This window comes from Dialister histaminiformans (genome assembly GCF_900103425.1).
In the GTDB taxonomy this organism is placed as follows: Bacteria; Bacillota; Negativicutes; order Veillonellales; family Dialisteraceae; genus Allisonella; species Allisonella histaminiformans.
Genome location: NZ_FMXA01000009.1, coordinates 45,932 through 64,275, shown reverse-complemented (window position 1 = coordinate 64,275; position 18,344 = coordinate 45,932). Strand labels below are relative to the sequence as shown.

Genomic DNA, 18,344 nt, shown 5'->3' with positions numbered 1-18,344 from the left:
AGGTATGAAGATTCTTGCTTTTGAAACAAGCTGTGATGAAACATCCTGTGCGGTAGTAGAGGATGGACGCAGAATCTGCTCCAATGTAATTTCAACACAGATTGCCATTCATAAGAAATTTGGGGGAGTAGTCCCAGAAATTGCATCGCGTCATCATATAGAGGATGTGCTGCCTGTGGCGCTGGAAGCCCTCAGAGAAGCGGATTGTACATGGGATGATATCGATGCCATTGCCGTTACGGAAGGACCAGGGCTGGTAGGTGCGCTGTTGGTAGGTGTGGCAGCAGCCAAGGCCTGTGCCTGGGCTCTGAATAAGCCGCTGATTGCGGTGAACCATATGGAAGGCCATATTTTTGCCAACCTGCTGCAATACCCGGACCTTGAGCCTCCGTTCCTGTCTCTGGTCGTATCCGGAGGTCATACGATGCTGGTGGTTGTAGAAGATTACAACACATTCAAGCTTCTGGGACAGACAAGGGATGATGCGGCAGGAGAAACCTTTGATAAGATTGCGCGCGTTATGGGTTTTCCTTATCCAGGCGGTCCGCATATCGACAGGCTGGCGGCAGAAGGAAATGCGGAGGCCATTCATTTTCCGATTCCGCTTCGACGGGAACATGATACCCTGGATTTTTCGTTCAGCGGCCTGAAGTCAGCGGTTATCAACTATCTTCATACGGCGGAAATGAAGAAACAAGAAGTCAATAAGGCGGATGTGGCAGCTTCTTTCCAGAAGACGGTGGTGGATGACGTGGTTGGAAAAGCCATGCAGGCGCTGGAACGTACCGGATTTAAGACACTGGCACTGGCCGGCGGCGTGGCTGCAAATCACGGACTTCGTCATACACTGGAAGAAGAATGTCATAAGAGGGGCGTCCGTCTGTGCCGCCCGGACCCTGTACTGTGTACGGACAATGGGGCCATGATTGGATGCCGGGCGTACTATATGGCGCAGGCCGGAGTATATGCTCCGCTCACGCTGAACGCAGATCCCCGCCTTCCGTTTTTAGCAGAACAGTTTGAATTGAAAAAATGATAGATCAACTTTATTCGTTAGCCAGAGAATACACGGACCTGACCGAAGTACAGGCGCGTATCCTTACCCATATCCGGGTAGCCATCGGGTTTGCTGCCGATATATCGAGGAATCAGATTTATATCTGCGCTCCGGGAAAGAACAAAGATATGATTGTCATCCTGGCAGCAGGAAAGCCTTCGTTTGATACGGGGAAGACGTATTTTTCACCGGGAGAAACATTTCTTACTGATGAATTTGCCATAACCAGCACGGTCCTGAAATTGGGTAAAAAAGTGGTAGGCCGCAAGGAACTGGCTATAGGCAGAATTGTAGGGATAACGGCCTATCCGGTTCTGGATAATGCAGGCATTCCGTTCGCAGTCATAGGCATTATGGCCTCCGGAATAAGACAGCAACAGGTACTCACGGATACGGCCAACCAGGTACTTCAGGTACCGCTGCCGGAGCGAGAATATCGCGCGGTGCGCCCGCAGGATGGGGTAATCATTCTCGACGCGGTAGGACGTATTATGTACGCCAATGATACCGCTTCCGGGATTACCCTGGTCTTTGGCAATGAAAACATAGACAAGGCCGTGGAAGGAAAATTGCTGGCCCATTTGCCTATGGTGCAGGAAGTTATGGAAAAGGGTCGGGTAGTGCAGGGTGAAGAAAAAGCCGGGCCGATGACCTTATCTATATGGGCACTTCCACTGATGCAGAGCGGACGGGTTATGAGAATCATACTGCTGGTATCCGATATTACCGCAGTGCGGGAAAAAGAGCAGCAGCTTCTGGTAAAAGAGTCAGTTATTAAGGAAATCCATCACCGGGTAAAGAACAGCCTGAACACAGTGGCCGGACTTCTCCGTATGCAGTCCAGGCGTTCTGATAATCCGGAAACCCGGAGCGCGCTGAAAAAGGCGGTAGACAGGATTGTAAGTATTTCCCAGGTTCATGACATTCTGGCGCATCAGAGCGGTGAAGATATTGACTGGGAAATCCTTCTGGATAAACTGTGTGATCTGTCGGTTAGAAGTCTGGGCGGCGGAGGCATCCGGCTGGAACGGATCCGCGCGCAGGGACCGGTGATTTTAAGCTCTGATAAGGCGGTTCACCTGTCCATTGCGGTCAATGAACTGATTCATAATGCCATAGGCCATGGACTGGAAGGACAGGAGCAGGGCATACTTCGGGTAGAGGACAGGGTGGAAGGGGATTCTCTCCACATTATCATCCAGAACAACGGGGAACTCCTGCCGGAAAGATTCGGGAAAAAATCCTATGGGCTGGGGTTGCAGATTGTTACTACCCTGGTGGAATTAGAACTTCGTGGAACCTTTTGTTTTGTTAATGAGGGGGATCGGGTTTCAGCAGAAATTACCTGCCTCCTTAAGGAGGACAGATAATGGCATCGTATAAGATAGTTATTGCCGATGATGAAGTCCTCAGCACCATGGACCTGAAAGAGATGCTGGAAGAAGCCGGACATGAAGTGGTCGGCGTGGGGACTAATGGTGTGGAAGCCCTGAATCTGGTGAAGAAACTGAAACCGGATGTGGCTATTCTGGATGTTAAAATGCCGGAGCTGGATGGGCTGCAGGCCGCTAAAATCATTGCTCACAACCACTGGGCGCCGGTAGTGCTCCTTACCGCCTTTGGGGATGAGGAGATTATAAAGAAAGCCGGAGAATCCATGGTCTTTGGATATGTGATGAAACCGGTGGAAGAAAGGAACCTGTTTCCCGCGCTTACCATTGCGGTCAGCCAGTTCAGAAAAAGGGCAGAAATTGTCCATCATGTACAGGAGATGGAGTCAGAAATGGCGGAGCGGAAAATGCTGGCCCGCGCCAAAGGACTGCTTATGGAAATTTACGGTCTGTCAGAGAATGAAGCGCATCGGCGTATTCAGGTTATCAGTATGAAACGGCATATGTCGATTACTGAAGTCTGTCAGCGCATTATAAAAGAAATAATGGCTAAACAGAATAAGGGAAAATAAGTTCAAATAAGAAAGGATTGTTCATATGAAGGCCAAGTATAATCTTAAGTTTATCTATCATGGACATGCATGTTTTGAATTAAAGACACCGTCACTGACATTGCTTTTTGATCCGTTTCTGGATGGCAATGAGAAATCGGATGTTTCCTCTGGCGATGTATTCTGCGATATGATCCTTCTGTCTCATGCGCACAGTGATCATTTTGGGGATGCGGCCGCTATAGCTCAGAGGACCAATGCGATTGTCATCGGGGTTCCGGAAGTACTGGGACTTCTTCCGGAAGGAGTACATTCCCATGGCATGAACCTGGGAGGAACCGTTCAGACACAGTTCGGCAGCATTACCATGGTACCGGCCCTGCACAGCAGCGGTGTGGCTGGCGGCTGTGCCTGCGGTTATGTCCTTTCCTTTACCGATGGTCCTACCGTATATTACGCGGGGGATACCGCTCTGTTTGGAGATATGGAACTGATTGGCAGATACTTCCATATTGATTACGCGGTCCTTCCGATCGGCGATAATTTCACCATGGGACCGGATGCTGCGGTAGAAGCGGCTAAGATGCTCCATGCCGGCGCGGTTATTCCGGTACATTACAATACCTGGCCGGTGATTGCCCAGGATGTAAAGGCATTCAGAGAAAAGGTGGAAGGAGCCGGCATGCGCTGCCATCCGCTGGCGGCCGGACAGGCACTCGTTCTTGACCTGGATATCCGCGATGCCAGAGCCAAAGGCGAATTATAATCGGCAGGGGTATGCCTATCTCTGCATAGATAGGGTATAATACTATGGGTAGCGTGAAAGAGAGGCATCAGATATGAAAATAAATCATGTTTTTTATAGCTCCTGCCTGGCTGCAGCATTGACAATCGGGGGGATGCTTCACGCATCAGCTGCTTCCTATCTCTGGGGAAACACGAATTACCCCATGATTGGTACAACTGCTGACATGCCGGATACCGGCCTGTATCTGGATATAAACTCAGCGGCGGTTAAAGAAGATACTGCTGACAGAGTCGATGTGGCGGCTATTATCCTGAATGTAGTTCAGGGACAGGTTTCTGAAAAGAAAGTGGTGCGTTTCAGACTGGCTGATAACCAGAAGAACTATGTACTCGACAGCAGGGATCACTGGATGATACTGCCAGACAGTGAGGACAATCCATTTTCTCAGGCCGCAGTGCTGCTTCGTCAGAAGGTCGGGCACAGTACGCGTAAACAGACGGTGACTTATTTATGGAACAATACGAACTATCCGATGATCAGTGATACGTCAGATCTTCAGGATACGGGTGTATACATGGATATCAATTCGGCTACCGTTAAGGATATTTCCGATGATGGCATCAGCGTGGCGGTCATTATTTTGAATGTTGTTGAAGGCCAGGTACAGGAGCAGAAAGTGGTAAGCTTCAGGTTGGCAGAAGATGGAAACAATTTTGTGTTAGGCAGCTCAGGGAAATGGCAGGCCATTCCGCATAAGGAGGGGCAGCCATATGATCTGGCGGCCCGGCTGCTTCGAAAAGATATTGGTGGCGAAGAACATCGTGCTAAATATGAAAAGGAAGTAGACCAGATTCTCTATGAACAGCAGCAGGAAGTTCAGAAGACCGAAGATGACAACATGGTGGATAAACGCGTAGAAGAAGCAGAAGCTGCACAGAAGGCGGCAGAAAATAAAGACGCGGACAATCAGGCAGGACAACCAGCGGCAGAGAAGGGTACGGATAGCGGGGATTCTGCAGCTGAAGGAACACAGCAGAAGAAGGACGACGATACCATTAAAGTGGAAATCGAGTCTAAACCGATTGTGGAAATCACCTCTTCTTCATCGAATCAGTAATCAGGAAGACTTAAATCGACAGGTGGGATTCCTGTTGGAAAGAAGGAAAAAACGTGGGAAAGCGATTTTATGAAATCAATGTAGCAGGATGCAAACGAAAACTGCATGTTATCAATCTGAATGACGAAATTGCCATTGCCGGATTCATTATTCTGGGGGATATTGAACTCACAGAAAAAACGGCAGCGGCCCTGGCGGCGAAGGCACCAGCGGATACGGAAGTCATTATGACAGCGGAAACAAAAGGTATTCCGCTGGCAGAATCCATGGCCCGTCATATGGGACTTCCCTACTATGTAGTGGCCAGAAAATCAATTAAGGCCTATATGGAAAATCCTCTGGTAGTGGAAGACCATTCCATCACTACCGCGGGGAAGCAGATTCTGTGCCTCATGGATGACGACATCGAAAGAATCCGCGGTCATAAGGTACTGCTGGTGGATGATGTAATCAGCAGCGGCGGATCCATCTCCGCACTGGAGAATCTGGCGCTGCAGGCTGGCGGTCAGGTCATCGGACGGTTTGCCATTCTGGCAGAAGGCGATGCAGCTAAGCGCCATGATATTACCTATCTGGAAGAACTTCCTCTCCTGAAAGCGGAATAATACAGAACATTCTGTGTCCAGATTGCAGAATTTGCCGGATAAAATCATAGAATAACCGGTTTTTCTGTACATATTGCCTATACATATACGTTTTCCATGTTATAATGATTCTTATAGCATTTTGATAAGAAAGCAGGAGGAAGAAATGGAGCACCAGGAATTAGTTGTTATTGTCGATTTTGGCGGCCAGTATGCTCAGCTTATCGCGAGAAGAGTTCGCGAATGCGGTGTATACTGTGAAATTCTCCCGTACGTAAAATCTGCAGAAGAAATTCTGGCAAAGAATCCTAAGGCAATCATCCTTTCCGGTGGACCGGCCAGCGTAAATGCGCCGGACGCACCGAAGGTGGATACCCGGATTTTTGATGCAGGTATTCCGGTACTGGGAATTTGCTATGGTATGCAGCTTATCTGCAGCGAACTGGGCGGCAAGGTAGCACGTCCGGAAAAGAGGGAATATGGTCATGCCATGTTCTATCGCGATGGAAGCAGCCCTCTGTTTGAAGGTGTAAGCAAAGAAACCGCCGTATGGATGAGCCATGGAGATTCGGTTACCGATATGCCGGCCGGCTTTGGTTTAGCAGGACATACCGATCTGACCCCGACCGCAGCGGTTGCTGATGAAGCAAGACGCATTTATGGTGTGCAGTTCCATCCGGAAGTAGTACATACTCCGGAAGGCACCACTATGCTCAAGAATTTCCTTTTTGAAATTGCCGGCTGCCAGGGCGGTTGGTCCATGGGCAACTATATCGATATTGCAGTAAAGAGTATTCGTGAACAGGTTGGCAATCATAATGTAATCTGTGCGTTATCCGGTGGTGTGGATTCCTCTGTTGCCGCTGTACTGGTTCACAAGGCTATCGGAGATCAGCTGACCTGCGTATTCGTAGATCACGGATTCCTGCGTCTGGGTGAAGCTGAACAGGTAGTGGATACATTCACAAACAAGTTCAACATGAAACTGGTTCATATTGATGCGTCCAAACACTTTATGGATCTCCTCAAGGGTGTAACTGAACCGGAAAAGAAGCGTAAGACCATTGGTGCGGAATTTATTCATACATTCCAGGAAGAAGCTAACAAGATTCCAGATGTAAAATTCCTGGTACAGGGCACACTGTATCCGGATGTAGTGGAATCTGGTACAGCCACTGCTTCTACCATTAAGTCTCACCACAATGTAGGCGGTCTTCCGAAGGATATGAAGTTCAGCCTTATTGAACCGCTGCGTGAATTGTTCAAGGATGAAGTTCGTCAGCTGGGGCGTGAACTGGGACTTCCGGAAGAAGTTATCAACCGTCAGCCATTCCCGGGCCCGGGTCTTGCTATCCGCATTATCGGGGAAATCACTCCGGAAAGACTGGACATTCTCCGTCGTGCCGATTTCATTGTCCGCGATGTAATCAAACAGCGCGGCCTCTATAATGATATCTGGCAGTCTTTCGCTGTACTTCCGGCAGCAATTCGCAGCGTCGGCGTACAGGGGGATGAACGAACCTATGATTATACCGTAGGAATTCGTGCAGTTACCAGTTCCGATGGTATGACTGCAGATTATTTCCATTTCCCATGGGAAGTTCTGGATGAAATGAGCCGCAGAATCTGCAACGAAGTTAAGGGGGTAAACCGTGTAGTTTACGATGTAACTTCTAAGCCGCCGTCCACTATTGAATGGGAATAATTAATAAAAGTCTGAAAAGCTCGATAGAATCTGGCTTTTCAGACTTTTTAATTTGCGGGTGATACTATTTTGATACTATTTCATCTAACTTTTTGGCCACATCACTTTGAGCGGATGGATATAAGATGATATAAAAAATACAATGGATACATTCTGGGGTATAGGCTATTTATCACTATGAAAAAAGTTTAGTGACCACTGAGGGCTGATCTGATATGTCCCCCTTTTACTAATTGTCCAGTAAAGGGGGTACGTATCAGTTAAAATCACTCGTTAACAAAAAACAAAATTAATCGTGGTGAATAACCCTGATAATCCATTCGGCTCACTTATGGACAAAAATGGGCTGATAAATATAGTAAATATTGCAAAGGTGGCAGGAGCATACATTAAAAATTTAAAAATACTGGAGCAATGGGTAGAGGAAGAGCCACATATTTCATGGTATAAACCGCAGGCACAACAACTCTTTTGTATTATGATTTTGATATTGGCAGTCGTGAATTTTGTGACAGACTGATGAATGAGTACAAAACACTTCTTGTTCCAGGGAGTTGCTTTGACATTGAATATTCCTTACGTCTGGGATATGCATTTGAAAGTGAACATAAAAAAATGGACTCGCCTGTGTAAGTCAGTTTTTAAAGAAACTGGACGAAGAAAAGACAGCAATTTGCTGATGGAAATATCTGAGAAAAGCCGGAGTGATATATTCTGAAATTGGGGATATATCATCATCCAATGGTGGTTATCTAAAGTACTTGGATACCAGTTTGACATGGATGCCTCGGTGCCCATACAATAATAAAGCAATAATACAGGAAAAGTTTGTGAAAATTATGAGGTATATATGAAAGCATTAGTGATAGGGGCCACAGGTGCGGTGGGGCGTGATCTGGTCAGCGAGTTACTGCAGCATGACTGCTGGGAAGAAATACATATCTTTGTGAGGCGGTCCTGTGGACTAAGGGATAGCCGGATTAAGGAACATATCATAGATTTTGAAAACCCGAAGGCATGGGAAGGTTTGGTAAAAGGAGATGTCCTGTTTTCCGCACTGGGAACATCCAGAAAGCAAGCGGGCAGCAAGGATGCGCAATGGCGTGTGGATTATGATTATCAGTATGAATTTGCCAGAGCAGCCAGACGAAACGGAGTGCGGGAGCTGGTTCTGGTCTCGTCATTGGGGGCAGATGCAAAAAGCAGTTACTTTTATATGTCCATGAAAGGGCAACTGGAGAAGGCTATGCAGCAGCTGGAATTTCCTTCTTTGGTCATTATGCAGCCACCGGCTCTTATAAGGAAAAAGACAAAGAGAATAACGGAACCGCTACTTGTGGCATTGATTCAGCTGTGCAACCGGTTTGGGTGCTTCCGAAACTGGAATCCCATGAAGACAGAGGTGGTGGCAGCGGCGATGGAGCGCGCTGGAGAAGAACAGCCCGAAGGAGTCCATATCATCAGAGGCCAGGATATAAGGACATATGGGAAGTAATAATCATCTGATGATTTCCAGGGAAAACCGGAATATAAATTTTCTGTTTCTACAGCACCGGGGAAGTGAGTCCCAGATACAGATTTACTGTATTTACTATTGACAGTTTTCTTTGTTTGAACAAAGCTGGATACTTTTTATGTGTGAAAAAGAAATAGACTGACCGCACAGATGGAGAATCTGGTGAACAGTATCTATGCCCTGCAGGTAACCCTGCAGGGTTTTGTATTGATTCAGATGATAGTAACGGATGTGGATAAGGCTGCCTCGGGTAAGCCGGGGGACTATATGGTTTAAAGATTCTGCTTCATCATCGGTAAGGGGCAGTTCTTCTTCGAAATGTTCTTCCTGCTTTTTCAACTGTTCTGTAAAACCTCGCAGTCCGTTGAAAGGAAGAAATTGTCTGGCTCGATTATTTTTCAAAGGATTCACCTCACTTTCTTATGCTATGGCTTGCACAGTCCCGCATTATGACCGCCTATCAGAGTATTTCGTTTTCTTGCGGTGGACTGGGGGAGTAAGTCAGTACCGCGCAGGATGGCATTTTTTCCAAAGCGTCTTTTTATGGAAATTATAGCCTTTTCCCTTATCCGTTCTTTATCTTCCTGCTCTGTGTTTTCAAATAAACTTAACTGGACAGGCACATTGGCGGCGGGTATGACCTGATCCAGAGAAAGGCTTAGCCGGCGTATGGGGAACAGACGCCGGACCTTATCATGGTAAAGCTGAGTAAAGGCGCTGGTGATGATGCTGGGAACATCGGTATAGGAGGCAAGTCTTCTGGTGCCTCCGGAAGAGAGAGCTTCGTCGTGGCTGTAACCTATGTGAAGGGATATAGCCTGGGTAGCCAGTTCTTTCTCCAGCAGCTCATCGATAAGTACACGGCTCATTTCATGGACAAGCAGGCCGGCATCTTCCGCGGTATAGTCTGAAAATAAGATCTGACTGTTGGACAGGGAGTGGGATTCCGGCTGATAGGAATGAATATCGGCCAGCGTGCAGGATTCTCGGCCCCAGGCATGGTCAATGAGGAACTGGGCATTACACCCAAATTCCTTATAGAGCAGGGATTTGGGGAGGAGGGTGACACCGTACAGATCAAAAACACCATATTTTTCCAGACGACGGGCAATTCCTTTACCAATATTCCATATATCGGTGATAGGGCGGTGATGCCACAGGGTTTTCTGGAAACTTTTCTCTGTAAGCAGACCAATATGGCTGTCCACATGCTTCGCAATAATATCCATGGCCACTTTAGCCAGAAATAGATTAGTGCCTATTCCTGCAGTAGCACAGATTCCCGTTTTTCTGCGGACAGTATCCATGAGGAAGACGGCCATTTCCCTGGGGGTCTTCTTGTACAGATGGAGATAGGGAGCTATGTTGATAAAACATTCATCGATGGAATACACGTAGATATCTTCCGGGGCAATCATCTGCAGATATATGCCATAAATCTCAGCGGATACATCGATATAATGCTGCATTCTGGGTATGGCGGTGATGTAGCGCATATGGGCGGGAATTTCAAACAGGCGGCAGCGGTTGCGTACCCCCAGCGCTTTCATGGCAGGGGAAATGGCAAGACAGAGCGCGCCTTTTCCTCGTGACGGATCAGCTACTACCAGATTGGTAGAAAAGGGATCCAGTCCTCTGTCCACACATTCCACGGAGGCATAAAAACTCTTTAAATCAATACAGACATAGGTACATAAGGGCAATCCTGATCCCGCCTTTCGCCACGAACAAAAGTTCTATATGAAAATATTCTACCACATAAAGAACATTTGTTCCAATACGAACCATGATTTTCTTAGACTCCGGTGTGTTAAAATAAGAAATAGAATATAAACGTATGAAGGAGGAACAGTTATGCCATGTACAACCATTCTTGTAGGTAAAAATGCTTCCTATGACGGATCCACTATGATGGCCCGCAATGAGGATTCTCCGTCGGGGGTATTTACTTCTAAAAAATTTACGGTAATTAATCCGAAAGATCAGCCGAGACATTATGTGTCTAAAATTTCCAAAGTGGAAATAGAACTTCCGGACAACCCTATGAGGTATACGTCCATGCCGGATGCTCCGTCCACCCAGGGGGTGTGGGGCGAAGCCGGTATCAATGAAGTCAATGTGGCTATGTCAGAAACAGAAACGATAACCTCTAATCCGAGAGTGCTGGGTGCTGACCCGCTGGTAAAAGGAGGAATCGGTGAAGAAGATTATCTGACCATTGTGTTGCCGTACATTCATTCCGCACGGGAAGGGGTAATCCGCCTTGGTAAGCTGCATGAACAGTTCGGCACCTATGAAATGAACGGCATCGGATTCCAGGATAAAGATGAAATCTGGTGGTTTGAGTCCATTGGAGGACATCACTGGATGGCCAAAAAGGTACCGGATAACAGCTATGTAGTAGTTCCTAATCAGCTGGGCATTGATTCCTTCGATTTCACCGATGCACTGGGAGAGCAGAACGAGCATATGTGTTCAGCTGATCTGGTGGAATTTGTTACGGAAAATCATCTGAATCTGACACCGCATGAGGAAGGGTATTCCCTGGCCGATGAACAACATTTTGATACCCGGGCCGCTTTTGGCAGCCATGATGATTCGGATCATACTTATAACACCTGCCGCGCCTGGTTTATGCTGCGCACGCTGAATCCACAGCTCTGCAGAAAAGAAAAGGAAACCGGCTTTGCTCCGGAATCAGATACCCTGCCATGGAGCATGGTGCCGGAAAAACTGATTACCGTGGAAGATGTAAAATATGTACTTTCCGCCCATTATCAGGGAACCTCTTATGATCCATATGGCAAACATGGGGAAAACAGCGAAAGAAATAAATATCGCGCCATCGGTATCAATCGAACCAATTTCGTGGCACTGACACAGCTCCGCCCATATATGCCGGAAGAAATCATGGCGGTAGAATGGATTGCCGAAGGCTCTAATGTGTTTAATGCCTTCGTGCCATTTTATGCCAATGTAACCAGAACTCCGGACTATCTGGCCAATACCACAGAAAAGGTCACCACCGATAATTTCTACTGGGCTAACCGTCTGATCGGCGCACTGGCCGATGCGCATTTTAATACCAGTGCTATTCATATTGAAAGATATCAGAATACTATGCATAGTAAAGGTCATGAATTCATTATTCGAACTGACAGAAAATTTGCGGCAGAACATCCAACAGATGTTCACGCATTCCTGGAAGCGGCTAATGAGGAAATGGCCTCCATTGCCAGAGAAGAAACCACCCGGACCCTGGGCAATGTTCTTTATACCGCCAGCAATGGTATGAAGAACTCCTTCGCAAGAAGCGATGCCTGAGCAGGGGAAGATTTTTAAGAATCGAATGAATTAAACAGCCACACAGTGGATTATCAGCAGTAGATAATCCACTACGTGGCTGTTTTTTTTAGCATGAGCATAATGTGAGTTTTTTTACTCATGTTAGGTTGTATCATAGAGATAGAAAATAATTTACAAAAATTATTATATATAGTTTATAATGATAAACAAACGGTGCAATAAAAAAGTAACAATTCCGCAGAATTGTTACTTAGTTCCATACACATGGAGGTCATCGAAATGACGGTTTGAATAAATTTTTATTTGAACTTGTGATGTGATTCAGATGATGGTTAAACATCTGTTATATGTATTTTATATTAAATAAAGGGTGGAAGTCAAATGGCTGCAGAAACGAGAAGAGAATACTTTATTGGATTAGATATGGGAACCAGTTCTGTAGGATGGGCAGTAACAGATCCTGAATACAACATTATTAAGAAGGCAGGGAAAGCGCTTTGGGGAGTCCGGCTGTTTGATGAGGCAAGCACAGCAAAAGATCGTAGATTGCATAGAGCAGCCAGGCGCAGAACGCAGAGACGTGCACATCGTATTGATTTATTACAGGAACTGTTTGCACCGGAAATAAGTAAAGTGGATCCTGGATTTTTTGCGCGCCTGAATGAAAGCAATCTCTGGGAAGAGGATAAAAAAGTTAAACAGACAAACTCATTATTTAATGATGAAGATTTTACGGATAAAACCTACCATAAAAAGTATCCGACTATATATCATTTACGCTATGCACTCATGACGGAAAATAAACCTTTTGATGTACGTTTAGTTTATCTGGCGATTCACCATATTATAAAACATCGTGGCCATTTTCTACGGGATTCATTGCGTATAAATGGAAATCTTAAAGGGGAATTTGAGCCATATTATTACCGTTTTGAGGAAGCAGTGCAGGATGGCTTAGATTTTGTTTTAACTCCTGGGCAGAGTAAGGAAGTACAGCAAATTCTTGCTAACAAAGATCTTTCGAGTAGCGAAAAAAGAAGATATTTAGAGAACTGTTTTGAAATCAAGGGAAATAAGCAGCTTAAGGAACTGATGAAATTTTTGACAGGCGGAAAGGGAAAACTTTCTGTTCTGTTTGCGGAAGAACAATTAACAGATTCGGAAGTGAATAGTTTTAGTTTTTCTGACGGATATGATGAACTTGAAAGTGCATTGCAAGACGGATTAGCGGATGATCAGTGGAATCTTATACAGGCAACCAAAGAATTATATGACTGGTCATTACTGAATGAACTGATGGGAGATGCAAGCACAATTTCGGAAGCTAGAATTGCCAGATATGAAAAGCACAAAAAGGATTTGAAAATTTTAAAACGGTTACTTAAGAAGAATCCGGAAGAATATAATGCCATGTTTAAAGGTACAGGAAAATCCAGCTATAGCGCCTATATAGGGATGTGTAAGGTGAAAAATGAAAAGGTAGTTATAGAAAAAAAGACTGATTCGGCTGATTTTTTCAAAGAATTAAAACAATTAGTTAAGAAATTACCTGATTCTGAGGATAAAGAATATGTATTGAAGGAGCTGGAACGAAATGAATTCTTGCCTAAAGCAGTAACTAAAGTCAATGGAATCATTCCTTACCAGCTTAATGAATATGAATTGAAATGTATTTTAAATAAGGCAGAGTCATATTTGCCATTTTTAAAGCAGAAAGATGGATATGGAACGGTGGCGGAAAAGATTCATATGCTTCTTACGTTTAGGGTGCCTTTTTATGTAGGCCCCTTAAATGGACATTCTCCATATGCATGGGCTGCACATTTGAAGGATGGCTCGATTACTCCGTGGAATTTCAAAGATTATATTGATGAAGAAGCAAGTGCCAGAATATTTATTGGACGAATGACCAATAAATGCACTTATCTGATTGGTAAAGACGTATTACCGAAGAATTCACTGCTTTATACAGAATACATGTTGCTTAATACACTTAATAATGTACGTGTTGGATATGCTGACCAGAAATTGACTCTGGAACTCAAAGAAAAAATCTGGAATGAATTGTTTTTGAAGCATAAAAAAGTAACTCTTAAAAAATTTTCTCAGTTTTTAATACGTGAGGGAATAGATGCAGAAGAGGCATCCGTAATTCATGGAATCGATGGAGATTTTAAAGAATCCCTGGCCCCTTGGATAGATATGAATCGGATATTTCAAAATTCTCTGGATAGAGAAACTGAGGAAAGAATAATCAAGGCGATTACTCTTTTCAGTATGGATAAGACCATGCTGCAAAAGGTGTTGAAAAAGATTGTGCCGGAGGTAACAAAGGACCAGTTAAAAGATTTAGTGAGACTTAAATACAGAGGATGGGGACGACTTTCCCGTGAGTTCCTTACTGAAATTATTCCTGAGAAAAAACCGTTGGTAGATGTATCAACGGGGGAAATAATGAATATCATTACGGCATTAATGAAAACCAGTTATAACCTTATGGAAATCATGGGAAATTCCTATGGATACAGAGCAGCCGTTGAAACAGCCAATGAAAAAAATTATGGGGAAGAAAAATTAACCTATTCGACTATAAATAAACTAAATATATCTCCAGCAGTAAAGCGTCCTATCTGGCAGGCACTAAAAATCGTTAAGGAAATTCAGCATATTATGGGAACGGCTCCTGAAAAGGTGTTTATTGAAATGGCGAGAGGAACAGTAGCAAAAGAGGGTCGCAAAAAATCCAGAAAAGAGCGGTTAGTAGCTTTATATGAGAATTGCAAAGAAGATACAAGAAACTGGGCTGACGACATCAATAAACGGACAGATGCTGACTTACGAAGTGACAGATTGTATTTGTATTACACGCAGATGGGAAAGTCTATGTATACCGGAAAACCGATTGATATTCAGTCATTGTGGGATAAAAATGAATATGATATCGATCATATTTATCCCAGATCAAAAACGGCAGATGATAGTTTGGATAACAGAGTATTAGTAGAAAGGTGGAAAAACGCAGAGAAAGGGGATAATTATCCGATTTCTTCAGAAATAAGGAAACGCCACAAGGGATTCTGGAAAGTCCTGTTGGACAAAGGGCTAATCAGTAGAAAAAAATATGATCGCCTGGTGCGGGCAACACCTTTGACAGTGGAGGAATTAGCTGATTTTGTAGGGAGACAGTTGGTAGAAACAAGACAGAGTACAAAGGCAGTGGCCGAGATATTAAAGCATGCACTTCCGGGGACGCAGATTGTTTATTGTAAGGCAAAAGCTGCAGCCGAATTTCGTCATTGCTGGGACTTTGTAAAAGTCAGAGAACTGAATGATTATCATCATGCCAAAGATGCATATATCAATATTATTGTGGGAAACATGTATAATACCAAATTTACATCCAACCCAGGCTGGTTTATAAAAGAGGGCAATGAACAATATACGCTGAATATGGCAAGTATGTGCGAACATCGCATTGAACGTAATGGCATAGTAGCATGGATTCCACCACAAAGAGATTCAGATGGAAACATTATTCCAGGGAAAGAAGGCACGATAGGCATAGTAAGGAAATGGATGAAGAGGAACAATATACTGTTCACTCAGATGACGTATATGGGCCACGGAAAGTTGTTTGATATTAATCTGATGAAGGCAGGAAAAGGACAGGTACCCGTTAAACAGGGGAAGACAGAGTGTTCAGATATAAAGAAATATGGAGGATATAACAAGGCAACAATAGCTTACATGATGTACGTTGAAGGCCTGGATAGGGAGAATGAACCAAAATATATTCTGGAATCTGTTCCGCTTTATCTGACAGGCAAGTTGCAGACTGTACAGGACAAGGAAGCTTATTGCACAACACTTTGGGCTAAGGAAGGAAAGGGACTGCATGCACCTAAAGTAAAAATAGATAAAATACCACTTCAGTCATTATTGTCAGTTAATGGGTTCAGAGTAAACATTACAGGAAAGACTAATAAAAGATATGCCGTAAAAAATGCGGAACAGCTGATCCTTTCAGAAAAAGAAACTCAGATACTGAAAAGAGTCTTAAAATTTATAAAACGGAATAAGGAAAATCCTAATGAAAAACTTACGTATTATAAGATAAAATCAGAAGATCTTAAAACGTTATATGATGCATTCCGAAATAAAGCAAAGAATACAGTGTATAATGGACGCTTATCTAAAATGAGCGAGGTGCTGGAAAGAGGTGAACCCAAGTATAAAGAGCTCACCGAAGAAAAGAAATGTAAAGTTTTAGGAGAAATACTGCACTTATTTCAGTGTAATTCGGTTGCATCGAATTTGAGCTCGATTGATGGAGCTCAACAGGCAGGGGTGTTGACTCAATCAAAGAATCTGTCAGATTCAGATGAGATTTACCTTATTAATCAGTCAGTAACAGGCTTTTTTGAGAAAAAGGTCCGTCTGGCACCCTATAAGGAGGAATGATGGGATGGAGGATTATAGTAGTTACTAAACGGGCCAAAATAAGTTATAGTCTTGGCTATATGGTTATCAGGGGAATGGAGACGCATAAAGTATTTATGGATGAAATTGAAACAGTGATGGTTGATTCCACGGCCGTTTCCCTGACAGCCGCCTGGCTGCATGAATGTATGAAACGTAAAATAAAGGTTATTTTCTGTGATGAAAAACGTAATCCAGAAGGAGAACTGCTGAGTTATGCTGGAACCGTAGATGCCAGCTGTTGTCTCAGGACACAAATTCATTGGAATTTGGCTGATAAAAGAAGTGTCTGGCAGTCTATTGTTATGGATAAGATACACAAGCAGGCCGATGTTTTGGGTAACCATGGGAAACAACGGGAATCGGAACTGCTGAAAACTTATGAAACGCAGGTGGAACCGGGAGATGATACGAACAGAGAAGGATTTGCGGCAAAAGTATACTTTGGTGCGCTCTGGGGAAATACTTTTTCTAGAAACAATGAAGGTGCAGTGAATGGAGCGATGAATTATGGATATGCCATATTACTTTCTGCATGCAATAGGGAAATCGTAAGTACAGGATACAGTACAAAACTGGGAATATTCCATGATAATACTTATAATCCCTTTAATCTGGGATGTGATTTAATGGAGCCCTTTCGCCCACTCGTGGATGAGGTAGTGATGGAACTTAAACCCAAAATGGTAGGAAAAGAGGAAAAAGAACGATTAATTAATATCCTTAATGACAAGGTGTATATTGCACAGAAAGAAAGGACAGTAATGCAGGCAATTGGAATTTACTGCAGAAGTGTGATACATGCAGTTAATGAAGGAAAACCGGAGTTAATTAAAAGGTATGAAGTGATTCATGGGAAGTAGATTTATGCGTGTTTTGGTGTTATTTGACATGCCTGTTTCTTCTTCAGCAGAAAGAAAAGCATATATCCATTTCCGGAAATTTCTGATTCGGAATGGATTTGTGATGATGCAGGAATCTGTTTACAGTAAGATCGTTCCTAATGTTTCTGTAGCTAAAGCGGTAATGAATAAAGTAAGACGCGAAGGAACGGGTAAAGGACTTATTCAGATGATGATGATTACAGAAAAGCAGTATGCACAGATTGAATTGGTGGCGGGGGAGAAGCAGGAGGAGATTGTAGAGTCAGACGAACGGTTGGTGATATTGTGAAACTTGTACATCCGGAATGGGAAACACCGGTTATTTTTGATGATGAACATATACCTGTTATGGCTATTGAGAATGCAGAATATTTTTATGAAATGACAAATGAACTATATCAGCAGACAATATCCGGAGAAGGTCGATTTGTACTTTATGAGGATGAAAAAGAACTGGAAATAAAGAAAAATGCTGTGTTTATAAATTCACCATGGGATATTGATTTTGAAAATCGACAGATACTAAAAAAGTTGTATGAATGCTTTCAGAACGCAGGTTTATCGGAAGCTTATTACAAGAAAACAAATCAGATTATTGCAACGGTATTACAGTACGTCGAAGAGTTGCAGCAGGAGATTTCTGTTCCGGTTTGTTATGATTGGGATCCGGATATTAAATTGTTTTTTAAGGCGGTTAACCTGCAAGTTGATGAAGAGGGGCTCAGTCTGGTAGAACGAATGGTCGAATATATGAAAATCTGTACAGAATTGATAGGGCCTGCTCTTTTTATATTCAATCAGTTCCGAGCATATCTGGATGATGCACAGTTAGAAGAGTTTTATCGAACTATACTGGATGAGAAAATACCAGTAATGCTAATGGAAGGGAGGGAATATGATAAGATAAAAGGAGAAAGCTGGTTTATTATTGACAAAGATCTTTGTCAGATATTCTAATGGAATCACGACACCCGGTGGGGTGTATCCACTTGCAGAGAACCTTAAT

At 43.8% G+C, this 18,344-nt stretch carries 14 protein-coding genes; 13 read left to right on the top strand and 1 reads right to left on the bottom strand.

Annotated elements, in window-relative coordinates:
• Positions 1-4: 4 nt before the first annotated feature.
• From tsaD to BLQ79_RS04340, 8 genes are all read left to right on the top strand, one after another.
• Positions 5-1,036: a tRNA (adenosine(37)-N6)-threonylcarbamoyltransferase complex transferase subunit TsaD gene (gene tsaD / locus BLQ79_RS04380; protein ID WP_091364253.1), complete on the top strand. Its 1,032-nt coding sequence runs from the start codon at positions 5-7 to the stop codon at positions 1,034-1,036.
• A complete protein-coding gene (locus BLQ79_RS04375) occupies positions 1,033-2,427 on the top strand; it encodes a sensor histidine kinase (protein WP_234944922.1) in 1,395 nt (464 codons plus the stop codon). The genes tsaD and BLQ79_RS04375 overlap by 4 nt, the downstream gene beginning before the upstream one ends.
• The gene (locus BLQ79_RS04370; protein ID WP_091364250.1) at positions 2,427-3,020 is read left to right on the top strand and encodes an ANTAR domain-containing response regulator; all 594 of its coding nucleotides are present in this window, start codon (positions 2,427-2,429) and stop codon (positions 3,018-3,020) included. Before BLQ79_RS04375 ends, BLQ79_RS04370 begins: the two co-directional genes overlap by 1 nt.
• A 25-nt stretch (positions 3,021-3,045) precedes the next feature.
• Entirely contained in the window at positions 3,046-3,765 is a 720-nt protein-coding gene (locus BLQ79_RS04365) for a metal-dependent hydrolase (protein WP_091364248.1), read from the top strand.
• A 73-nt stretch (positions 3,766-3,838) separates the two neighbouring features.
• Positions 3,839-4,864, top strand: coding sequence for a hypothetical protein (locus BLQ79_RS04360; protein ID WP_091364246.1), 1,026 nt, complete (start codon positions 3,839-3,841; stop codon positions 4,862-4,864).
• Positions 4,865-4,917: 53 nt separating this feature from the next.
• Entirely contained in the window at positions 4,918-5,469 is a 552-nt protein-coding gene (locus tag BLQ79_RS04355; protein WP_091364244.1) for a phosphoribosyltransferase family protein, read from the top strand.
• A 145-nt stretch (positions 5,470-5,614) separates the two neighbouring features.
• On the top strand, positions 5,615-7,153 hold the full coding sequence (gene guaA, locus BLQ79_RS04350; RefSeq protein WP_091364242.1) for a glutamine-hydrolyzing GMP synthase: 1,539 nt from the start codon (positions 5,615-5,617) through the stop codon (positions 7,151-7,153).
• A gap of 850 nt (positions 7,154-8,003) precedes the next feature.
• Positions 8,004-8,648, top strand: coding sequence for an NAD(P)H-binding protein (locus BLQ79_RS04340; RefSeq protein ID WP_091364238.1), 645 nt, complete (start codon positions 8,004-8,006; stop codon positions 8,646-8,648).
• Between the two features lie 446 nt (positions 8,649-9,094).
• Here BLQ79_RS04340 and BLQ79_RS04330 read toward each other — a convergent pair whose 3' ends face one another.
• Complete coding sequence (locus BLQ79_RS04330; RefSeq protein WP_091364234.1) at positions 9,095-10,372, bottom strand: Y-family DNA polymerase; 1,278 nt, start codon at positions 10,370-10,372, stop codon at positions 9,095-9,097.
• 151 nt (positions 10,373-10,523) lie between these two features.
• Between BLQ79_RS04330 and BLQ79_RS04325 the strand changes: the two genes are divergently transcribed.
• The 5 genes from BLQ79_RS04325 (at position 10,524) to csn2 (ending at position 18,295) form a co-directional block, all read left to right on the top strand.
• Complete coding sequence (locus BLQ79_RS04325; protein ID WP_091364232.1) at positions 10,524-11,993, top strand: C69 family dipeptidase; 1,470 nt, start codon at positions 10,524-10,526, stop codon at positions 11,991-11,993.
• Positions 11,994-12,356: 363 nt separating this feature from the next.
• On the top strand, positions 12,357-16,436 hold the full coding sequence (gene cas9 / locus BLQ79_RS04320) for a type II CRISPR RNA-guided endonuclease Cas9 (protein WP_091364231.1): 4,080 nt from the start codon (positions 12,357-12,359) through the stop codon (positions 16,434-16,436).
• Entirely contained in the window at positions 16,436-17,317 is an 882-nt protein-coding gene (gene cas1, locus BLQ79_RS04315) for a type II CRISPR-associated endonuclease Cas1 (protein ID WP_091364228.1), read from the top strand. Before cas9 ends, cas1 begins: the two co-directional genes overlap by 1 nt.
• A 4-nt stretch (positions 17,318-17,321) precedes the next feature.
• A complete protein-coding gene (cas2, locus tag BLQ79_RS04310) occupies positions 17,322-17,627 on the top strand; it encodes a CRISPR-associated endonuclease Cas2 (protein WP_091364225.1) in 306 nt (101 codons plus the stop codon).
• Positions 17,624-18,295 carry a type II-A CRISPR-associated protein Csn2 gene (gene csn2 / locus BLQ79_RS04305; protein ID WP_159427841.1) on the top strand — a complete coding sequence of 224 codons (672 nt, stop codon included), beginning with the start codon at positions 17,624-17,626 and terminating at the stop codon, positions 18,293-18,295. Before cas2 ends, csn2 begins: the two co-directional genes overlap by 4 nt.
• Positions 18,296-18,344: the final 49 nt, after the last annotated feature.